Raw genomic sequence first — 18,761 nt, forward strand, 5'->3', positions numbered from 1 at the left:
GTTGGGTTTTTTTTTATTTTTTTTTTGTTGTGGCGCCTGGTGGCGGCTTTTATTTATTATTACTTTTTGAATTATTTGGGGGCGTGGTTCCTGCGGGGGTTGTTTTTTTTTTTTTTTTTTAAAACACAACCCCGCGGGGGCCCACCACCCCCCCCCGGCCCCCCCCGCCACTGCTGCCAGCTGATGCTAGATGGAGTATTCCGGAGCTGCCCAGACAACAACTTCTGGGTGCTCGTAGAAGCGGTAGCCCTGGCCACGTACGGTGCGCACGGTATTGGCCAGGCGTCCCAGCTTGGAACGCAGACGACGGATATGCACGTCGATGGTGCGTTCGTTAGGGACTTCTTCGGCATTGCGCCACAGGTTTTCCAACAGCTCTTCGCGGCCTACGGTGCGGGTGCCGTTTTCCACGAGGAAATTCAGCAGCTCGAATTCCTTGAAGGTCAGGTTCAGGGTTTCGCCATCCAGGTAGACTTCGCGGCGCGAGAGGTCGATCAGCACGCCAGATGGGCGCGGGGTGGATGGACGGGCTTCAGCGCGTGGCCGGCGGGAAATCGTCGGATCGCCCAAAGCCTGGCGAACTACATCGATGGGCTCACCCTGGGCGCTGGTTGGAGCCAGTGCCACGGCGGCATGGGTCTGCGCTTGCGGCGACAAGGTGGCCAGGAAGGCGCGGACCTGGGTGGCCAGCTTGCCCAGCGAGGTGCCCTGCGCCTGGGCGGCAGTTTCATCCAGGCCCACGTAGAGCACGAAGCCGCGTGCGGAGGTGTCGGCGCTTGGCTGGCCTGTTGACTGCACTGGAGTGCTAGCCGGCTGATGCGATGCATCACGTGTTTCATGAACATTGGAAACCGCGCGCAGCGGACGGTAACCCGCTGGTGCATAGCTGCCAGAAGCTGAACGCTGCGCAGCTGCTGCGCGGTTCTGCGCATTGCGAATTGAAACGTGGACGTATCCGGAACCAGCCGACATAATCTTTTCCTCTTTTAGTGCGAAGGCCAAGTGGTTTGGCGCTCATGCTTCGGGTTTTGCTTGCGCTGTTCGCGGCCTTCGTCCACGTTCAGCAGTTGGGTTTCCCGTCAATAACTCCCAAAATCGGATTACAAATCACTCATAATTCGGCTTGGAGGCCATGGACGCCGAGCATTCGTTGAGGACGATCTTGGGCAACTCGATGTTGGAATCCGAGGTGCTTTTACCGTCCTGCGCCGTACTCACACCTCTAGTTTCCTCGTAACATTGGCAACTTGCAAGTAACAATGAACACCTGCGTCCACATAGTGAGACGAATGTTTCCAAACGTGACGCACAACACTTTAGACAATTCTAGGCTACCTAAGCGCTTAACTAAACAATATGGTCAACATATCAATAGAACTTCGTCATTATGTCCGGTCCATTCATAGGTCTGAATATTCATTCATCACTATGGTCCGTCCACGCTTCAATCATTCGTCGTTCTTAGGGGTTGACCAAATTAACCACTATCGGTTCGCGTTTTCCCCGCATAAAATCGACTTATAGTCATAGCTGGCACACAGCAAAAACATATTCTCGGCCCATGGCAATAGGACAAGCTGATTAACATGAATGAATCACGATTCTCCCCTTCGCAATTGCCCCGGCTGACTCACCCTGATGGCACGGCAATCAAAGTTCTCGTGGTCGATGATGAACCTTCATTGGCGGAATTGGTCGCCATGGGAACCCGCATGCTCGGCTGGGAAGCCACGATGGCCCACGATGGGCCCGAAGCAGTAGCCACCGCTCGCTCCCTGGCGCCGGACGTACTGGTTCTCGACTGGATGCTGCCTGGGTTCGACGGCCCCGAGGTGCTGCGCAAGGTGCGCACCCACTTCCCTGAAATCCCCGTACTTTTCCTCACTGCCAAGGACGCGGTTGAAGACCGTATCGAGGGCCTGGGGGCCGGTGCAGACGACTACGTCGCCAAGCCCTTCAGCCTCGAAGAGGTCCTGATCCGATTGCACCGACTCGTGGAACGTTCCGGCGCGGCCACTGCGGATTCCGCTGAATTGGTGGTCGGCGATCTGGTGCTGAACATGGACTCGCACGACGTATCCCGCGCAGGCCGCGAAATTTCGCTGACCGCCACCGAATTCGACCTGCTCAGCTACCTGATGAACAACGCCCGCCGCGTGGTATCCAAGTCGCAGATCCTGGACAACGTCTGGCACTACGATTTCGACGGCCAGGCGAACATCGTCGAACTGTACATCTCGTACCTGCGCAAGAAGATTGACGTTGACGCAGAGCCGATGATCCACACCGTGCGTGGCGTTGGCTACGTGCTGAAGCCGGCTGCATGAGTTTCTTTTCCCCGAATACCAGGGTGAGCTCGCCGCACGCGCTGCAGCGCAAACTACTGCTCATCCTGCTGACCTCGGTCACCGCCGTATCTGTCTTGCTCGGCCTGCTCTATAACGCGGGCATGCGCCAGACCTTGATGGACCAGCTCAACAGCCAGCTGCGGCTCACCACCGAACGCGCGCTGAATTATTCGCAGGGTGCACCAGCGGTGAACTCCCGGCTTGATGCCCCCGGCCAGTCCGCCGGCACGCTGACCGCGCGGTTCGTCGACAAATACGTCTTCAACGGCGGGGTGCTGGACGAACGCACCGGCGTGCTGAAGCAGCTGAGCCAGGAAGATGCCATCCCGATGGTGGATCTGGAGCTGAGCACGTTGCGTGCCGGCGGGCAGTTCAAGCCGGTACGTGCCCACCTGACTGTGGGCGACTATTACCTCGTCGCAGTCAAGGACTCTGGATCCAACGGCATCCTGATTGTCGGATTGCCCCTGCACAGCACCGATCTGGCGTTGCGCGGCATGGCCTGGCTGACGCTGTTCATCGCCTTGATCCTGATCGCCGGTGCGGGCCTGGCCGGTTCGTGGCTGATCTCCCGCTCGCTTGCCTCGCTGAAGCGCGTGGCCACCGTGGCTGCTTCGGTTGCCGCCGAAGAGCTTGATTCAGGAAAGGTGGACCTGACCCAGCGCGTCCCGGCGCAAGATGCAGTCCCCGGTACCGAGGTGGGCAATGTCGGCAATGCGCTGAACGCGATGATCAGCAACGTCTCCACCGCACTGACCGCCCGCGAGAAGTCCCAGGCCCAGATGCGCCAATTTGTCGCCGATGCCTCGCACGAACTGCGCACTCCGCTCTCGGCGATCCGCGGCTACACCGAGCTGCTCTCGGCCACTGAGCATTTCTCCCCGGACGGGCAGCGCTCGGTGGACCGCGTTCTGCAGCAAAGCAGCCGAATGAGCTCACTGGTTGAGAATCTGCTGCTCCTGGCTCGGCTGGATGAGGAGAATGCGTTCAAGCGCAGCGAAATTGACCTGTGCTCGCTGACATCGGATATCACCGAGGACTTCAAGCTCACCGCGAGCGACCACCATTGGGAGTTCGACTGCCAGGCGCCGCAGACCATTGTCAATGGCGACTCGGCCTCGCTTCGCCGGGTGATCACCAACCTCTTGGCCAACGCCCGCAAGCACACGACGGCCGGAAACACCGTCACTGTTTCGGTGGACCAAGACGAAGACACCGATGAAGCCATCATCCGGGTTCACGACACCGGTGAGGGCATTGCCCCGGAATTCCTGCCTCGGGTCTTCGAACGTTTCACCCGCGCCGACAAGGCGCGTTCTGGCTCCGATGGCACGACCGGGCTGGGCCTGCCGATCGCCAAGAGCATCGTCGAAGCCCACGGGGGCACCGTCACGGTCACCTCCCAGCCAGGAGATACCGTCTTCGAGGTCCGGCTTCCGTTGGATACGCCCGAAACCGGTGAAGAAACGCCGAAGGCTGCGGTGTAGTCACCGCAGCCTTCGGGCACATCGCTTAGCTGGAACTAGGCAATGGGCGGGGTCACGCCATACAGGCGGTCGCCGGCATCGCCCAGGCCTGGGATGATGTAGGACTTCTCGTCCAGCTTTTCGTCCATCGCTGCCAGCACGATGTGCACGCGATGATCGCCACCGTGGATTTCCTTCAGACGCTCGATGCCCTCAGGGGCAGCGATCAGGCAAATGCAGGTAACGGATTCTGCGCCGCGTTCGAAGATGAACTTGATGGCCTCGGCCAGGGTGCCGCCGGTGGCCAGCATCGGATCCAGCACGAACACTTGGCGGCCGGCCAAGTCATTTGGCACGCGGTCAGCGTAGGTGATGATGTCCAGGGTTGCCTCGTTGCGGGCCATGCCCAGGAAGCCGACCTCAGCGGTCGGAACCAGGCGGGTCATGCCTTCGAGCATGCCAAGGCCTGCGCGCAGGATGGGGACAACCAGCGGGGTCGGCTTGGCAATGGAGGTACCGGTGGTGGTGGCGACCGGGGTCTGCACCTCAACGTTTTCGGTTTTCACCTCGCGGGTTGCCTCATAAGCCAGCAGGGTGACCAGTTCGTCGGTCAGCTGGCGGAAAATCGAGGATGGGGTGTTCTTATCACGAAGAACCGAAACCTTGTGTGCCACCAGTGGGTGGTCGACTACCTGTACGCGCATAAGTAGAAATCTATCAGCACCGACTCAGGCAAATCGAGAGATATCCCTGATTTCCCGCCGTTAAAGCACTTTGGTGTGCCCAAGGAAACAGCAAACTTCAGTGCAGTGCGCAGTGCACCACACTCCGGGCGCCCGGCTACCGTCCCAAAACACGTAAAGTGAAAGCACTATGGTGCACGAATTTAATGCTTGGATGGACCTCGCGTTGGCTGAAGCGCGCAAAGCGCTGGCCACTGATGACGTACCCATCGGCGCCGTCATCCTCTCCCCCGAAGGCGAAGTCCTGGCCACCGGACGCAACGAGCGCGAGGCCATCAAGGACCCCACGGCGCATGCCGAGGTGGTCGCCATTCGCAATGCGGTCAAGGCCTTGGAAGCCAAGGGACAAGATGATGGCTGGCGCTTATCCGACTGCACCCTGGTGGTGACCCTTGAGCCCTGCGCCATGTGCGCCGGGGCAATAGTCCTTTCGCGCATTCCCAAATTGGTCTTCGGGGCCTGGGATGAGAAGGCCGGCGCGTGCGGCTCGGTCTTCGATATCGTCCGTGAACCGCGATTGAACCACTGGGTCGAGGTGTACTCGCGGGTCAAGGAAGAAGAATGCGGTGACCTGTTGCGTGAATTCTTCCGGAGCAAGCGCGGCTAGAACCCGACGTTGATGTGTTTCGGAACACTTCAGGCCAAAAACAGCGCTCTCGTTTTTGTTTTCGCCTGATGTTCGTTATAGAGTTATCAGGTCTGGTGACGTGTCCGAGCGGCCGAAGGTGCAACACTCGAAATGTTGTGTACGGTAACCCCGTACCGTGGGTTCAAATCCCACCGTCACCGCCAATGAAAACCCCTGGTCAGCCAGGGGTTTTCTTCCTTTAAAGAACTGGCGTGGTGCACATGTGGTGCATATTTCAGCGGAGGGACGTCGCAACATGGTCGTCATGCGTTGCGAACACGGCTTCCACCACCATGCCGGCCCGCACGCCTGCGACTGGGGCAACCACGGTGAAGAGTGCCCCTACTGGGCATCGCGCAAGCAGGACGCTGCGAACCAATAGCCTCCCGGCGGGCTGCCGCACGCGCTACGCGCGCTTGCCCTCAGGAAGCCGGGCACAGAGAAAGATCCCCCTGCTGCTGGATGCAGCAAGGGGATCTCTTCGGGTTAGGCTCAGCGGATCTGGACGTGCTCGTCTCGGCTCATTCGGTGAACGAGCAGGCATTGCCTACTGTCGTGAAGTGCTGGCCTTCGGATGGTGCCGATAGTTGGTGAATGCCAGGATCAGTGCTGCGAGCAGCAGCACTCCGCCGACAGCCCATCCAACCACGGCGTAGTCAGTAAGCTGAGGGACGCGAGGCAGATTGATCGCGGCTACCGCAAGGAACAGAAGCACCACCACGGTACTCTTCCTGGCGGCAGACGAATTGCTAGGTTGCTTTGTCATTTGCCGTTTCCTTTCTCGTGCCTAGCTGGCACCGCTCAGGCACTGTCCTACGGATGCGCCAGCGACAGCGGTGAACCCAGCCACGCAGATGATGCAGCCTGTTCCAACGGTAACAGCACAGAATGCCGCACAGGTGGAGATGATCACGAGCGCCGCCATGGTGGAGATGCCCAGCGCGTTGAGGCACTTGATCACACCCTCGTTACCAGCGGCCGCAACGCCCACCGACGAGTCTGCAGGAGACATGGCGCTCAAAGCCTTCGCAGCCTGAGCTTCAGCTTCGGGAGTGGCTTCAACAGTCCACTGCTTAAGGAGACTCCCATCGACCCACTGCTTCACATCGGCAGTGCTGTCGCTGGTGTACGTAGCTTGAACCTGCGCAAAGCTCTGGACAACGTCTCCCGCGGCGTCGACGACGGCAACGGCGAACGAACCCTCGTCGTGGCCGTCGCCAGACGTAGCCACTGCCACCATCAACGAACTGGAGCCATTGATCCGGGCGACGTTTGCCTGCTTGATATCGACTTCTGCGCCGTTTCGCAGCTGAGCGTCGAAACTCGGCTCAGCTATTGCGATCGCTCGCTCAACAGTTGAATCCGAAAGCGGCCCGTTGGTTGAGAACGAGCTTTCGGAAGCGTTGACCGGACTAGCAACCGCGAAGAGCATCGCCCAGCCTGCAACCATCGCGATGATTGCTTTCGAAATCTTTTTCATGTTGACCACTTCCTATTTCTGGGCCTGGTCGATGCAATAGCCGACCTGGCCGCCCCAGACGCCCGCAGCTGCCGCGATGCAGCCCACGCAGCCGAGCCCAACGGTTCCTACGCAGACCGCCGCGCAGGCGATAGTGATGGCGGTAATAACCCAGCCAGGGATGCCCGCGTTGGCAAGGCAGTTGTTGAGCTTGTCCCAGAAACCGGCATATGTAGTGACGTTGTTTGCCGCGTCAGCAGTGGTCAATTGCTTGTCCATGGTCAGATTTCCGTCAACCCACATGCGGGCATGACCAGATGCATCGTCGCCAACGAAAGCCATCTCTGTGCGCTGCGCAACGTTGCCTGAGTTGTCCAGGAGTGCACCGACTGTGGCGAGCTGGACGCCGTCGCCGACGAGCGGGTAGCTCACATACGATGTCCCGTCTGACATCGACCATGCTTGGACGCCGGAACGGTCAACTTTCAGACCTGAGAGCGACTCTGTTGGAAGATCGGCATTCTTGGCCAACTGGAGGGCCTCCGACTTCGACAGAATCTCGGCGTTCTCGCCGAAGCTGGCGATGCTGGTCACAGCCGGAGACGAAGCGGCCGCCGCTGGCTTAGTCAAAGCCGTACTCAGGCTCAGGACCAGGGAAGCGATTGCCACGAACGCGATCGCGAGGTACGTGACCCCGGAGCTGGATTGTTGTCTTGATGTTGGGATTGGAATGCAGTGGTCTTCATTTGACCTGACCGCAATCGAGTGAAGTTTGAGCTTCACGACTATCACCTTTTGAATGAATCGAAATCTACATCTTCGTAAAGATCGGCGCATCATCTGCCGTGCCAAGCGGGGGTCGACCGAAATCGAGCCTCCGCAACAAAAGTCCTCGGTCTGGATCGAATTGCCTCAGATACGAGCACGTTTAATAATCACCATTAAATAAGAACGGCGTAAATACTACTTAAGTAGGAGGGGCGAACCCGGGCAACGCCAAGACCGGATGGTTCACCGGAGCCGTGAAGCGAGCCCAGGCGTCCGACAAGTCGTTCCGCAGGGTCACGCCCCACGACCTGCGGCACACGGCGGCATCGCTGGCAATCAGCGCCGGGGCCAACGTCAAGGTGGTACAGCGCATGCTCGGCCACAAGTCGGCCAAGGTCACGTTGGACACCTACGCGGCACTGTTCCCCGACGACCTCGACAACGTGGTCGAAGCCCTCAGCAAGCAGCGCGCCGAACAGCTCTAACGGTGGTGCACTGTGGTGCATTTTGGTGCAGGAATACCTGTGGGACGTGGTGCGCACCTGTGAGCCAATGAGCCCAGATGCCAGTAAACACAAGGGATATTCGGGAGCTAGCAGTAATGGCGCGGATAGGATAATGGGTTCAAATCCCACCGTCACCGCGTTGAATAGCCCCGGAATCCTTGTGATTCCGGGGTTTTTCTTATCTCAAATCGGCTTGTTGCCTTAAACTCCGGATCTGTTGCATTAAAGATAGAACAACCGGGTTAAAGGTAGAAGTGGCGACGGTACAACGACGAGAGCTAAAGCACGGTTACAGTTATCGAGTCGTTTGGCGGGAACCGGATGGAACTCTCCAACAACGTACATACAACAATGACGAAGACAAGGCGAAAGATCGCAGTCGCAGTTTCGCTTGCACTTACGGATCACCAAACTGACGGCATCCATGACCGTCGTTCTCATACTAGCTGAATCCAAACAGCTAGTGTCCGCGTTCCAAGCTGGCGGTGGTCCCGGAGCCTACTACAACACCGGAACCACCGATAGGGGTTCCCAGCTACAGTTGCTGCCAACAAACGGTAAGCAAGAAGGCAAACAAACGGTGCAACCGATCACAGCGGACCCTTCCCGGTGCATTGGGTCAGGCCGCCTATCAATCACCCTAGCGTCGAGCGAGGTGTAGGCAAAGAGGCTGGTCTGATTCATTGGGAATCCACAACAGATTCAAATCCCGACCCGTACTGGGGAGTGCGGCCTTGTTGCTCGTGAGAATCCACCCGCGTGTTGTCAATTAAACTAATCCAGCCCTCGCTGATTCGATCATCAACGAGGGCTGGTTGCGAGTTTTGCGCTGGGCGATGGATCCCCATCCATCTCCCCAAAGACTTCCGATTCCCCAAAAAAACGTTAGTCCGGCGTGAAACCTATGCACAGAATACTTCGTCAAGCCCATGACGCCTAGAGAATTTTTGGAATTGGGAAAAGTTTTTATTTTATCCCCGCCCACTTCACCTTTCACTCTCCTGCAACTACAGTAGCTATTGGCCTAGGCCAATTACGAAAAGTCACCAGTCAGGCATTGAGTTCGTTTCCCCAAGAGCGGCCTCACGCTGGTGCAACCCGTCAGCGTCCCCCAAGTGCTGGCGGGTTGCCTGCCTTAATACGGAAAACCGCCCCATTTTTGTGGACTGCTCCCCGGAAGTAGTACTGGTTTCCCTATCCAAATTCTGGGGAGCAGTCCACAATGGTTCCCGGGGGTTCGCTCTACCTAGAGCTAGTTCGCGAAGGTATCGGTGAGCTTGCCCTTGGCATCCCACAGCGCCAGCGAGTCGCCACCGTTGTTCAGGATTCCCGGTCCGTCCACGTAGTAGGCTTCTTCGCTGTTGGTACCCGGACCCGAGTACACGCGCAGCTGATCGCCTGTCTCCAGCTCGTATCCTTCGCCAATTTCCAGGATGTTGTTAGCGGCATCGCGAATGATGTAGCCGCTGACATCGATGGTGCGCTTTCCGGTGTTCTCCAGGATCACGTGCTCGCCATTTTCTGGGGCGATGTCATCTCCCGGCACGTCATTGATCGCGTTGGCAATCACTACGCCATTGTTGGCAGGGAAATCTTTCTGGCCAGCGACGTGGCGGTTCACCTGCGCTGGGAAGTCGCCGGTGATTCGCTCGACACCCAGGGCCAGTGCAGCATCGGCTGCTTCGACGGCGTTGACGGTGTAGACGCCCAGGCCCAAGCCTGCGTCCTTCACGCGCTGTGCACCGGCGGCATCAAGGGTGCGGTAGCTAGTGCCGAAAGAATCCGCGTAGGTCGCGTAGGTTGCCAGTTCCGCGGCAGAAGGCACGGTTCCGGTCAGCTGCTGCAGTGGTACTTCCGGCGCCAGCTGGGCAAAGATCTGGTTGGATGCTGCGTCGAAGCTGAGGACCTCGATCTTGTTCGCCTCTGCCAGTGCCTTCCATTCAGGATCCTCAGCCAGCGCGTCGGCTACCAGCTTCTCTACGCCAGGGGACTTGGCTGGATCCTTGATTTCGATGAAGACACCCGTGCCACCGGTCAGTGCATCTGGAACCTCGTCGAAATGGGGAATCTTGGTTCCCTCGGACTCGTCCGAGAAGTAGGAACCCGCATCGAGCTGCTGCAGTTCTTCCCAGGTAAATGACGTGATGGGGTCATTGACGCGGTCAGGGAAAACCTCTGCCACGTTCGTGGTGCGGGAAGGCGTTCCGTCATGGAAGATGAACGGTACTCCGTCCTTGGACAGCTGCACATCGATCTCGATGAATTCGGCGCCGGACTGGCTGCCTGCCTTGATGGCCGCCAAGGTGTTCTCCGGTGCCACACCTGCGGCTCCGCGGTGGCCGATAATCAGTGGATCAGATCCAGTCGGTTCAATCTGAGCAGCTCCGGCAGGAGCGGCCAGGGTGACGGCCAAAGCCAGAGTTGCCGTGCCAAGGGTGATATTGCACAGTTTCATGGAGCACTTCCGTTGGTGTCATTGGTGTACACCGGCCATGTTTCCGCGCGCTGATGACAGCGACCCCACACTGAGCTGAATCAGAGATTAAGCTTTTCTACTCAATCTCATGCGTGCTGAACTGGGTTTCCAGATTCGTCCCGTTCAATTCAAGGTAGATTTGCCCCTCAGTCACCGAGACGGACATGGTATTGCGGCGGGTCAATGCTTGGCCCGCTGCATCAATGAACTTGGGGGCGAAGGAGCGCACCATGATCTCTTGCGACTGGTGGATCGTCTTGCCACGCCAAGAAGCCAGAAGCTTGGCAGGATCGCGGTGCGTGTAGACGGCGGTGCGGTCTGCCCGCTTGCTGCCCAAATGCAGGCGCTGGGCATCAGGGGCGCCCACTTCAATCCACGCGGTAATGAGCCCGGTCAGGTCCTTGACCAAAATGGCTGGCTCTTCTCCGGTGGATACGCCTCCGGCCGAGAAGGCAATACCGTCTTCATATTCGAGGCAGTAGGCCAGTACACGAGTGACCAGGTAGGCATCGGTTTCGGAAGGATGCTGCGCCACTCGCAGCGAAAGATCCTCGTAAACCCCGCGATCCACATCAGCAAGTTGAATTTCAAAGGTGTGCATAGTCGCGCCGATAGCCATAGTTCACGAGTTTACCGTGAACACCATGGCCTGATCGACGCGCGGCTAGCTGGCTAGGCTTTCGCCTCGCGGCTTCGAGCCACGAAGAAACCTGCCAGCGATGACAAGCTGGCCACGGCCGCAAAGATGACAACCATCGGATTCCCGCTAAAGGAAAGTACCGAAAACGCAGCAAAAAGAATGGCAGAAACAACGAACAGGGTCTTCATAACTAAATCCTATTTGATACAGCTCACGGATAAAAGATTTATTCAGCGGGTGGCAGCTTTCCGCTCACCCCCTTTGCCACGGGCAAAAGAGTTCAACAGTATTGGGCATGCAGCTACCGGAACTACGCTCAGTATCATCTGGCAGCCCACTTTGCACTATCCACCGTCGAGGATCGAAAGGCCCCGTACGAGGTGCGCGCATACCGCGTGGTGCGCTTATCCCAAGCACACGGACCGGCTGCCGACGCCACGGTTCCCCCTTGGGCTTCACGTCCCGCCGGCATGGTCTTCTTTAAAGCCCACCGGCCACCTGCTGGAGATCCGGCGCCGGAGAGTTGCTGGATAATCTTTCGCCCGTGGCAACGCTGGGCGCACGTGTACGATTCTGGGGTGAAGACTGTGCATTGGCCGCTGGCCGGATTCAAGTGGGACGCCGTATCCGCTGCGGTGCTCATCGGCTTGTCATTCGTCCCCGGGGTGGCACGGCAGGGCCTTGAGCTGGCGGACTCCCCCGATCACCCGCTGAATCTGCCTGGCATAGCGCTCATCGTGCTCCAGGGCGGCTCGGTGGCGGTACTGCGCCGCTGGCCGCATTGGTCTTTGGCCCTCGCCTTTTCGTCGTTTGCCGCTTACCAATTGCTCGGGTTCCCCACCACGTTCGCGGCGCTCGGCCTGCTGGTGGCCCTGGTAGGCGCCGGCGCGCTGGCGCAACGGCACCGGCCGCTGACCGTATCGCTGCTCCTAGCCGGCTACGTCCTGCTTGTCGCGGCCCTGATTCGGATTGACCCCACGCTCACGGTACCCGACGCCTTCGCCTTCGGAGCGATGCTGGCGGCGCTGTGGATCTTCGGTTCCTGGCTTCGCTCGCAGTCCGCGATGCGCCGGCGCCACGCCGAAATGCTGGAAAGGGAGATCATCCTGGCCGAGCGGACGCGCATCGCGCACGAGCTGCACGATGTGGTCACGCACCATGTCACGGCGATGGTGGTGCAGGCCGAGGCCGGAGGGTTCCACCCGCAGCTCGATGCCAAGACGCAGCAGCTGCTGACTTCCATCGCCGACGGGGGCCGGAAAACGCTGGCGGACTTGCGCAGCCTGCTCGGGGCACTGGACGGGAAAGCGGAAAAGTCGCGGGTACCCGCCGAGCAGCAGGCCGCCGAGGTCATCGCCCGGGCACGGGCTTCCGGCCAGAATGTGGAATTCGCGGAGCAAGGCGAGCCCTACCCGCTCACCGGGGCTACGGGACTGGTGGTTGTCCGGGTAGTCCAGGAAAGCCTGACCAACGCGCTGAAGCATGCGCTCGATGGCGCCGCAACGGTAGGCATCAGCTACGGCAAGGATGAGATCATGGTCGAGGTGGCCAGTTCCGGCCGCCGTGCCAGGGGCTCGGCATCGAACTCTGGAGGCCGGGGGATCATCGGGATGCGAGAACGCGTGGAACTGGCCGGTGGCCAATTGCAGGTCGAACAGCTCGCTGAGCAGTTCGTGGTCAAAGCGAGGATCCCTCGATGACCTCCACTCCAGCGAACACGCCAATCCGCGTGGTCATCTGCGATGACCACGAACTTGTGCGCACCGGATTTTCCACCATCATCAACGCCCAACCCGATCTCGTGGTTGTCGGCGAGGCGGCGGACGGAGAGGAAGCGGTACGAGTCACCCGCCGTGAGCGCCCGGATGTCGTGGTGATGGATATCCGCATGCCGCTGCTGGACGGAATCGAAGCGACCCGGAGAATTGCCGGGCCGCAGGCCTCCGACGCCGCGCGAGTCCTGGTGGTGACGACCTTTTCCCTGGACGGCCTGGTGTATGACGCACTGCGCGCCGGCGCGAGCGGCTTCCTGCTCAAGGATGCCCGGCCCGCGGAACTGGCCGCGGCCATCCGGAGCATTGCCGCCGGTGACTCGCTTATCGCCCCGGCGCTGACCCGCTCCTTGATCGGACGCTTCGGCGACCGGCTGCGGCCCTCGGCAAAGGACGCCGCCATCTTCGAGGCGCTGACCGCGCGCGAACGCGAAGTGCTGCAGCTGATCGCCGAAGGCCTGTCCAACGCGGAGATCGCAGCGCAACTGGTGATCAGTCCCGAAACGGTGAAAACCTATGTGTCTCGCATCTTGTCGAAGCTGCAGGTGCGCGACCGGGTGCAAGCTGTCGTGCTCGTCCACAAAACGGGATTCGCCGACTGGTCCTGACGCGCCGGTCCCCCGAACGGGGGATCCCAAGTGCCTGCCCGCGGGTGATTTGCCCCGCGCCCCAACGCCGTAGCGTCTTGTTCACACCCACTATCGGGTAGCGAACAAGGAGCAAGAATGACAGAAGCTACGCAGAAATCGCCCTCCCTCAGGCATAAAACCTGGATCTCCACAACCCTGATGGTCACTGGAATGGCCATCGCAATGCTGATGGCCAATGCCCTGGCCGCGTGGCCGCGCAATCCGGTGGCAGCCTTGATCATCGGACCCATCCTGGCCGTGGCAATGATCGGCCTGTTCAGCATTGCGGGACAACGAGTCGAACGCCTCAAGGCAGAAGAATTCCCGAGGCGCAACGCCGTCCGCCATGTGCTGGTCGGAACGGGGCTCGGGGTGCTGATGTCCGGGGCCACAGTGGGCCTCCTTGCCCTCTTCGGCGCGTACACGATCACCGGCTGGGGCTCCGTTTCCGGAATGCTGGCCGTCGCCGGAATGATGTGCGCGGTTGCGGTGTCGGAGGAAGTGTTCTTCCGCGGCGTGGTCTTCCGCCTGCTGCGTGGCCGTTGGGGTACCACGGTGGCGCTGAGCGTCTCGTCAATCCTCTTCGGGCTCGTCCACCTGGTGAATCCGGACGCGTCGCTGTGGGGTGCCTTCGCCATCATGATCGAAGCTGGAATCATGCTCGGCGCCGCCTACCTTGCCACCGGATCGCTTTGGCTGGCGATCGGCGTGCACTTCGGCTGGAACTTCGCGACCACCGGCCTTTTCGGCTCGGTCACCTCGGGATCCGAGGCGCGCGATTCGCTGGTCACCGCAGTGATCAGCGGACCGGACTGGCTGTCCGGAGGAGCCTTTGGACCCGAAGCCAGCATCGTGGCAATCGTGGTCTGCTCGGTGGCAACCCTCGTGTTCTTCGCAGTCGCCCGTCGCCGTGCCGCAACCGTCTGAAGATTCCCGGCCTGCACCCCAATGCGCGTCACGCATTCGGGCTGCAGCCGAGAATCCACCCGTACAGCTCAAGCTGGCTCGGGACAGCCTGAGGGCTACTTGCGCTCGGGATTTTGCGGATCAAACACCGTTTGCGACAGCGGCGCATAGGCGTACCAACCAGGATGCTCCCCACGCAGAGCCCTTTCCCGGGCTTCGGCAACGTCCGCTTGGAACTGGTTGTTTTCCACGACAAAAGCCTCGAAAGCTTCGGCAGCCTGCGGATTCTGAGCTGTACCGCTCGCCTGGAAGCTGCGCGCAGGGCAGTCATCGTCTTGAGCGCTCAAATCGATGATGAACTTGTTGCCGAGTTCATCGGCTACACGCTGTGCCAGCAGTAATCCTTGGGCATAGAACTCGCGACCGAGCTCCGCTGAGTTCCATTCGTAGTCACGGTCCAGGCCTTCATAGAAGAGCTCTTCCCATCCGGCAAGATCGGCTGCCAGTTCGGGCGACAGCCCTGCCGCGTCATAGGGAACCGGGTCTGGAAACCATAAAACTGTATCCGCATGGTCCGGAAACATTCGGACCGTGCGGGACTCGGATTCGTCCATGGAACTGTTCATGGATAGATCATACCGATGACGATGCGGCGTTCCTGCTCAGCTGAGGACAGGGTTCGACTCGTCGCTGAGTTTCCCGAGCATGGCACCGAGCCCGGCTGCCAGGACGTGCGCCTGTGCCAGTGGTAGCCACCAGCATTCCCAGGACTCGGGTGTGCCGCCATGCGAGGGATCTTGTTCACCGGCTATCCAACGCCGTGAAAGATCTTGCCGGGGAACACTGAGTTCGAAGAAGTGCCGGTTAGCAATTTCGTCTCTCATGGGCCGTAAGTCATAGGCCATCGTTCCAAGGTCTCGTGTAACGAAGCCTTCTATTCCAGTCTCCTCGAAGAGCTCACGTACGGCCGCTCGACCGGGGGTTTCACCCGGCTGGAGGGTTCCAGCCGGCACTTGGACTCCGGTGACATGCATAGGGTGCTGCAAATGCGTGAAGACCAGCAGGTGATCGTCTTGGACGACGTAGCAAACTGCTTTTTCTATCACGCTCGGCATTGCTTGATAATACCAACAGCAGCGGCTGGCCTGGCCGGGAGCACAGTCCGTTCCTCATCGGTTTCGCGCCAGGAGCCATGCATTCGGCATCGGGCATTGCCGCTAGCGCTAGGTCGATGTTGGGTTTGAGCTGCACGTGGTTCCCCACCATTGCAGCCGCTCAATCGACGAACTGAAGTGCCGGGGAGTCACAGGTCCCTTATTTCAAAATGTCCAGCAGGGTTCTGGTTCGGGGATCTCCGCCGCAAGCCTGCCGGACGACAGAATCAACACGCCGGAAGAACTAGGCGTTCTCGGCTAGCTTTTTCATCTGCAAGCGTTGTTCTTCCCACTGGTCGGCAGTGAGCTCTGGCAAGTTAGGTGCCGATGGCCGTAGACCGACGAAACCGTCCAGCTGCTCCCGGACGATATCCAAGTGCCCGGCATGCCGGTGCGACTCTGCGATCATATGCACCAGGAGCCGTTCCACCGTGGTGTGCCGATGCTTTCCCCACCATGGCACTACAGCCGGTGAACCCAGCTCCAGCTCGTCAAGCACTCCATCGGCTGCGGCAATCGCTTCCTTGTAGAACATGACTGCATCATTCAGAGTCATCCCCGGTGGCGGGAGGAAGTCTGCTTGCGCGTCATCGGAATCGAAGATGCTCCGGATAATCGGATTCTGAATTTCGCGGCCCAGGCATTCGATGAAATACCCGGATTCGGTGACGGCCAGGTGGAGCAGCAGCCCCATGGCGTGGGTACCTGTCGAGGTCATGGGCGTTCGCGCTTGGGCATCGCTCAGGCCTTCGCATTTCCACAAGATGGCTTCGCGGGCATCGTTGAGATATTCGCGCAGCAGCGCGCCGCGGTCACTTTTATCAATTGGCATGAGCCGAGTCTAATGCCGCGATGGAAACAGGAAAATAGGCCGCTGCAGGACGGTGCACAGCAGTGACCGCTCGCTCTGACGCCTAGGTAACAAGCCCGAGCATCAAGGTGACGTTCGCAGGACGGTTTCAGGGAAATCCGGCTACTTGCAAGATCGAAAGGTGGGGACATTACGCCATTATTCAGTCCGGCCTCGGGTGCAGGTCCAAGGAGAGCCGTGGTTTCCCCCGTAACGGCGGCTACAGGTTGCACGCGCAAACGCAGAATACGAATAGGAGTACATCCCGTATGTGCAGCATTCGCAGCTCCCGGGACAGGATGGATATCGCCTTGCCGGGTCAGTTGCCGTCAGCTGGCCCAATCACCGGTGCCAAGCCTTCCTTGGCCGTTGGGCCGCTTCCGCGCCAGCGTTGTTCAGCACGCGCACCCCACCACGTGGCCCCCAGGAGTACAGCGGCGCCCGCATATCCGAGTGCGCCTATCGGATCTGAGGCCAGGAGCACTCCTGCCAGCAGTGCCCATCCTGGTTCTGTGCCAAGAAGCATGCCCGCACGTGACGCCGAGGTGTGCTTAGTGGCCCACAGCTGCCCGAGAAAAGCGAAGATGGTGCAGCCCAGGCACAGATAGGCGATGGTGAGCCAATTTTCGATGCTGAAACCCGGAAGATGCTCCAGCAACGAATTGCCACCCCACGCGGCGAATATCGCAGCTCCGAACACTATCTCGACCGTGGTTAGTCCCAGCACATCAGCGTTCCTGCCAATGGTAAACCGTGCCTCGGCAACTCCGAGCAGGGCCCGGGTTACCGCCGCAAGGAGCATCAAGCCATCGCCCAGATTGGCCCCGGAGAATCCCTGCCCACCCACGAGCAGCGTAATCCCGAGTAGTGCAAGAATAACGCTGGAGACCAGAGATGGGGAAAGCCGTCTTCTCGTGAGTGCGGATTCGAGCAACGGTGTGAAGAGAATGGAAAGGGCAATGATAAGTCCGGCATTGGTGGCACTTGTGAGCGTGACACCAATGGTTTCCAAAGCGATAGTCGCCGCTCGCATGGTCCCGAGCAGGACTCCGGGCAAAGTCGAGTCCCGGAGCCGCATGTTGGAGCGGGCGAGATTCACGCAGAGCAAGATTGCCGCTGCGGGCAGGAAACGTGCGCACATCACCGCGGCAGCAGACGAGGCCATCGCGAGATCTTGGGTTGCCAGGTAGCTGCCACCCCACATTATTGCGATGATCATCAGGATTATATCGGGAAGAAAGCGATGGGCTACACGAGGATTTTCTGGCATGCTTTCACTTTAGGAAGGCAAACCATGCAGAACAACGGCCAGTGTCTTCACGATCCCGTAAGCTAAGCTTCATGGAAGTGCATCACCTGCGAACCCTGCGCGAGCTCAGGGACCGGGGCTCAGTAACTGCAGTAGCCCAGGCTCTGCACCTTTCGCCGTCTGCCGTATCCCAGCAGCTTGCCGCGCTCCAACGCGGGATGCCAGTTGCCCTGACCGAGCCGCGCGGCCGCGTGCTGGTGCTCACCCCCGCCGGGGAGCGGTTGGCCGACGCCGGCGGAGAAGTATTGGAGTCTCTCGCACGCGCAGAGAATTCCGTCTCCGAATACCTGCTGGCCCGTCAAGAGCCCGTTTCGGTCACCGCTTTCCACAGTGCCGGACTGGCCTGGTTTCCGCCGCTCATCGCCAGCAGCCTGAGTGATCCAGACGGCCCCATGGTGCATTGCCGGGACGAAGACGTGTCTATCAACGGGTTCGTCGATCTGGTCGGGAACTATGATCTGGTCATCGCCCACCGCCCGCTGGCCTCAGCTGCATGGCCGGGCAACAGGGTGCACGTCACGCCCGTCCTGCAAGAGCCGATCGACGTGGCACTCCACCGGGAACACCCGTTAGCGCACCAGGAAACGGTGCGCTTGGCCGATTTGGTGGGCGAAACCTGGGTCGCAGCACACGAGGGATTCGCACTGGAACCGTTGCTGGTCCAAGCGATGTTTGCCAGTGCCGGAAACCCGATTCAGATCGCGCATCGCGTCAATGAGTTCAACCTGGTGGCGGCGATCATCGCCGAAACCCGCATGCTTGGGTTGCTGCCTCGATATACGGGGCTGACCCCATATTTCCGCGAGCACGTAGTGCTGCGTCCCCTGGCAGACCTCTCCCTCGGCCGCCATATCGACATCTTGACCAGGCTCGAAGCACGGACTCGGGTGAGCACACGCACCGTGATTGACCGGATCATCAAGATTGCCGACCGGACCCGCCGCCACGCGGAAGAAGCGTTGCCGAAAGGCCACTAGCGTTGCTGCAAGCAAATGGCGCATTCTGGTCGTCTGCTCGTCCTGCGAGAAAATCGCGACCAGGAATCGGGCGATTACTGAATCCCGGGTATTCAAATTATCGAAGCTTCCTTGATTCCCTGCCTAAGTC

At 59.7% G+C, this 18,761-nt stretch carries 19 protein-coding genes, 1 tRNA gene and 1 pseudogene; 9 read left to right on the top strand and 12 right to left on the bottom strand.

Annotation, left to right across the window (positions count from 1 at the left end):
• Positions 1-186: 186 nt before the first annotated feature.
• Positions 187-972 carry a winged helix-turn-helix domain-containing protein gene (locus ACFVHU_RS10740; RefSeq protein ID WP_105658819.1) on the bottom strand — a complete coding sequence of 262 codons (786 nt, stop codon included), beginning with the start codon at positions 970-972 and terminating at the stop codon, positions 187-189.
• 614 nt (positions 973-1,586) lie between these two features.
• Here ACFVHU_RS10740 and ACFVHU_RS10745 point away from each other — a divergent pair.
• Positions 1,587-2,327: a response regulator transcription factor gene (locus ACFVHU_RS10745; RefSeq protein ID WP_105658820.1), complete on the top strand. Its 741-nt coding sequence runs from the start codon at positions 1,587-1,589 to the stop codon at positions 2,325-2,327.
• A 23-nt stretch (positions 2,328-2,350) separates the two neighbouring features.
• On the top strand, positions 2,351-3,835 hold the full coding sequence (locus tag ACFVHU_RS10750; protein WP_286172350.1) for a cell wall metabolism sensor histidine kinase WalK: 1,485 nt from the start codon (positions 2,351-2,353) through the stop codon (positions 3,833-3,835).
• A 35-nt stretch (positions 3,836-3,870) separates the two neighbouring features.
• Here the strand turns inward: ACFVHU_RS10750 and upp are convergent, their stop codons facing one another.
• On the bottom strand, positions 3,871-4,518 hold the full coding sequence (upp, locus tag ACFVHU_RS10755) for a uracil phosphoribosyltransferase (protein ID WP_105658822.1): 648 nt from the start codon (positions 4,516-4,518) through the stop codon (positions 3,871-3,873).
• Between the two features lie 169 nt (positions 4,519-4,687).
• Between upp and tadA the strand changes: the two genes are divergently transcribed.
• Together tadA and ACFVHU_RS10765 are read left to right on the top strand one after the other, a co-directional pair.
• Entirely contained in the window at positions 4,688-5,164 is a 477-nt protein-coding gene (gene tadA, locus ACFVHU_RS10760) for a tRNA adenosine(34) deaminase TadA (protein WP_388024346.1), read from the top strand.
• A gap of 94 nt (positions 5,165-5,258) precedes the next feature.
• Positions 5,259-5,349: transfer RNA gene (locus tag ACFVHU_RS10765), tRNA-Ser, on the top strand.
• 383 nt (positions 5,350-5,732) lie between these two features.
• On the opposite strand, the gene ACFVHU_RS10770 is transcribed toward ACFVHU_RS10765, so the two are convergent.
• Genes ACFVHU_RS10770 through ACFVHU_RS10780 form a run of 3 tightly spaced genes read right to left on the bottom strand, consistent with a single transcriptional unit; the run spans position 5,733 to position 7,427 of the window.
• Positions 5,733-5,951 carry a hypothetical protein gene (locus tag ACFVHU_RS10770; protein ID WP_388024347.1) on the bottom strand — a complete coding sequence of 73 codons (219 nt, stop codon included), beginning with the start codon at positions 5,949-5,951 and terminating at the stop codon, positions 5,733-5,735.
• A gap of 21 nt (positions 5,952-5,972) precedes the next feature.
• On the bottom strand, positions 5,973-6,665 hold the full coding sequence (locus ACFVHU_RS10775; RefSeq protein ID WP_388024348.1) for a hypothetical protein: 693 nt from the start codon (positions 6,663-6,665) through the stop codon (positions 5,973-5,975).
• A 12-nt stretch (positions 6,666-6,677) separates the two neighbouring features.
• Positions 6,678-7,427 (bottom strand): hypothetical protein, encoded by a 750-nt coding sequence (locus ACFVHU_RS10780; RefSeq protein ID WP_133835084.1) that lies wholly within the window; start codon positions 7,425-7,427, stop codon positions 6,678-6,680.
• 218 nt (positions 7,428-7,645) lie between these two features.
• On the opposite strand from ACFVHU_RS10780, the pseudogene ACFVHU_RS10785 reads away from it, so the two are divergent.
• Positions 7,646-7,897 (top strand): annotated as a pseudogene (locus ACFVHU_RS10785) (tyrosine-type recombinase/integrase); the annotation flags it as partial.
• Positions 7,898-9,170: 1,273 nt separating this feature from the next.
• Here ACFVHU_RS10785 and ACFVHU_RS10790 read toward each other — a convergent pair.
• From ACFVHU_RS10790 to ACFVHU_RS10800, 3 genes are all read right to left on the bottom strand, one after another.
• Entirely contained in the window at positions 9,171-10,373 is a 1,203-nt protein-coding gene (locus ACFVHU_RS10790) for a glycerophosphodiester phosphodiesterase family protein (RefSeq protein WP_388024350.1), read from the bottom strand.
• 97 nt (positions 10,374-10,470) lie between these two features.
• A complete protein-coding gene (locus ACFVHU_RS10795) occupies positions 10,471-11,013 on the bottom strand; it encodes a YaeQ family protein (RefSeq protein WP_388024352.1) in 543 nt (180 codons plus the stop codon).
• Between the two features lie 53 nt (positions 11,014-11,066).
• On the bottom strand, positions 11,067-11,222 hold the full coding sequence (locus ACFVHU_RS10800) for a hypothetical protein (RefSeq protein ID WP_388024353.1): 156 nt from the start codon (positions 11,220-11,222) through the stop codon (positions 11,067-11,069).
• A 390-nt stretch (positions 11,223-11,612) separates the two neighbouring features.
• Here ACFVHU_RS10800 and ACFVHU_RS10805 point away from each other — a divergent pair, with 390 nt between their 5' ends.
• The 3 genes from ACFVHU_RS10805 (at position 11,613) to ACFVHU_RS10815 (ending at position 14,362) form a co-directional block, all read left to right on the top strand.
• A complete protein-coding gene (locus ACFVHU_RS10805; protein WP_388024355.1) occupies positions 11,613-12,734 on the top strand; it encodes a histidine kinase in 1,122 nt (373 codons plus the stop codon).
• Positions 12,731-13,414, top strand: a complete 684-nt coding sequence (locus ACFVHU_RS10810) for a response regulator (RefSeq protein WP_388024357.1) — start codon at positions 12,731-12,733, stop codon at positions 13,412-13,414. Before ACFVHU_RS10805 ends, ACFVHU_RS10810 begins: the two co-directional genes overlap by 4 nt.
• Before the next feature lie 117 nt (positions 13,415-13,531).
• Positions 13,532-14,362, top strand: coding sequence for a CPBP family intramembrane glutamic endopeptidase (locus ACFVHU_RS10815; RefSeq protein ID WP_388024358.1), 831 nt, complete (start codon positions 13,532-13,534; stop codon positions 14,360-14,362).
• Between the two features lie 95 nt (positions 14,363-14,457).
• Here the strand turns inward: ACFVHU_RS10815 and ACFVHU_RS10820 are convergent, their stop codons facing one another.
• The 4 genes from ACFVHU_RS10820 to ACFVHU_RS10835 form a co-directional block, all read right to left on the bottom strand.
• A complete protein-coding gene (locus tag ACFVHU_RS10820; protein WP_332727684.1) occupies positions 14,458-14,967 on the bottom strand; it encodes a hypothetical protein in 510 nt (169 codons plus the stop codon).
• Positions 14,968-15,003: 36 nt separating this feature from the next.
• The gene (locus ACFVHU_RS10825) at positions 15,004-15,456 is read right to left on the bottom strand and encodes an NUDIX domain-containing protein (protein ID WP_332503186.1); all 453 of its coding nucleotides are present in this window, start codon (positions 15,454-15,456) and stop codon (positions 15,004-15,006) included.
• A 283-nt stretch (positions 15,457-15,739) separates the two neighbouring features.
• Positions 15,740-16,327 (bottom strand): DinB family protein, encoded by a 588-nt coding sequence (locus ACFVHU_RS10830; RefSeq protein ID WP_388024361.1) that lies wholly within the window; start codon positions 16,325-16,327, stop codon positions 15,740-15,742.
• Between the two features lie 337 nt (positions 16,328-16,664).
• Positions 16,665-17,615 (bottom strand): DMT family transporter, encoded by a 951-nt coding sequence (locus ACFVHU_RS10835; protein ID WP_388024362.1) that lies wholly within the window; start codon positions 17,613-17,615, stop codon positions 16,665-16,667.
• Positions 17,616-17,686: 71 nt separating this feature from the next.
• On the opposite strand from ACFVHU_RS10835, the gene ACFVHU_RS10840 reads away from it, so the two are divergent.
• On the top strand, positions 17,687-18,631 hold the full coding sequence (locus tag ACFVHU_RS10840; protein ID WP_388024363.1) for a LysR family transcriptional regulator: 945 nt from the start codon (positions 17,687-17,689) through the stop codon (positions 18,629-18,631).
• Positions 18,632-18,761: the final 130 nt, after the last annotated feature.

The sequence above is a fragment of the Glutamicibacter sp. NPDC127525 genome (genome assembly GCF_042672105.1).
GTDB lineage: Bacteria > Actinomycetota > Actinomycetes > Actinomycetales > Micrococcaceae > Glutamicibacter.

What these genes read in the sequence shown, in the direction of transcription:
- ACFVHU_RS10835 (WP_388024362.1), bottom strand. Translation starts at nt 17,615, where the DNA reads ATGCCAGAAAATCCTCGTGTAGCCCATCGCTTTCTTCCCGATATAATC.
- ACFVHU_RS10795 (WP_388024352.1), bottom strand. Translation starts at nt 11,013, where the DNA reads ATGGCTATCGGCGCGACTATGCACACCTTTGAAATTCAACTTGCTGAT.
- ACFVHU_RS10800 (WP_388024353.1), bottom strand. Translation starts at nt 11,222, where the DNA reads ATGAAGACCCTGTTCGTTGTTTCTGCCATTCTTTTTGCTGCGTTTTCG.
- ACFVHU_RS10810 (WP_388024357.1), top strand. Translation starts at nt 12,731, where the DNA reads ATGACCTCCACTCCAGCGAACACGCCAATCCGCGTGGTCATCTGCGAT.
- ACFVHU_RS10745 (WP_105658820.1), top strand. Translation starts at nt 1,587, where the DNA reads ATGAATGAATCACGATTCTCCCCTTCGCAATTGCCCCGGCTGACTCAC.
- tadA (WP_388024346.1), top strand. Translation starts at nt 4,688, where the DNA reads ATGGTGCACGAATTTAATGCTTGGATGGACCTCGCGTTGGCTGAAGCG.
- ACFVHU_RS10770 (WP_388024347.1), bottom strand. Translation starts at nt 5,951, where the DNA reads ATGACAAAGCAACCTAGCAATTCGTCTGCCGCCAGGAAGAGTACCGTG.
- ACFVHU_RS10815 (WP_388024358.1), top strand. Translation starts at nt 13,532, where the DNA reads ATGACAGAAGCTACGCAGAAATCGCCCTCCCTCAGGCATAAAACCTGG.
- ACFVHU_RS10775 (WP_388024348.1), bottom strand. Translation starts at nt 6,665, where the DNA reads ATGAAAAAGATTTCGAAAGCAATCATCGCGATGGTTGCAGGCTGGGCG.
- upp (WP_105658822.1), bottom strand. Translation starts at nt 4,518, where the DNA reads ATGCGCGTACAGGTAGTCGACCACCCACTGGTGGCACACAAGGTTTCG.
- ACFVHU_RS10740 (WP_105658819.1), bottom strand. Translation starts at nt 972, where the DNA reads ATGTCGGCTGGTTCCGGATACGTCCACGTTTCAATTCGCAATGCGCAG.
- ACFVHU_RS10840 (WP_388024363.1), top strand. Translation starts at nt 17,687, where the DNA reads ATGGAAGTGCATCACCTGCGAACCCTGCGCGAGCTCAGGGACCGGGGC.
- ACFVHU_RS10790 (WP_388024350.1), bottom strand. Translation starts at nt 10,373, where the DNA reads ATGAAACTGTGCAATATCACCCTTGGCACGGCAACTCTGGCTTTGGCC.
- ACFVHU_RS10820 (WP_332727684.1), bottom strand. Translation starts at nt 14,967, where the DNA reads ATGAACAGTTCCATGGACGAATCCGAGTCCCGCACGGTCCGAATGTTT.
- ACFVHU_RS10830 (WP_388024361.1), bottom strand. Translation starts at nt 16,327, where the DNA reads ATGCCAATTGATAAAAGTGACCGCGGCGCGCTGCTGCGCGAATATCTC.
- ACFVHU_RS10825 (WP_332503186.1), bottom strand. Translation starts at nt 15,456, where the DNA reads ATGCCGAGCGTGATAGAAAAAGCAGTTTGCTACGTCGTCCAAGACGAT.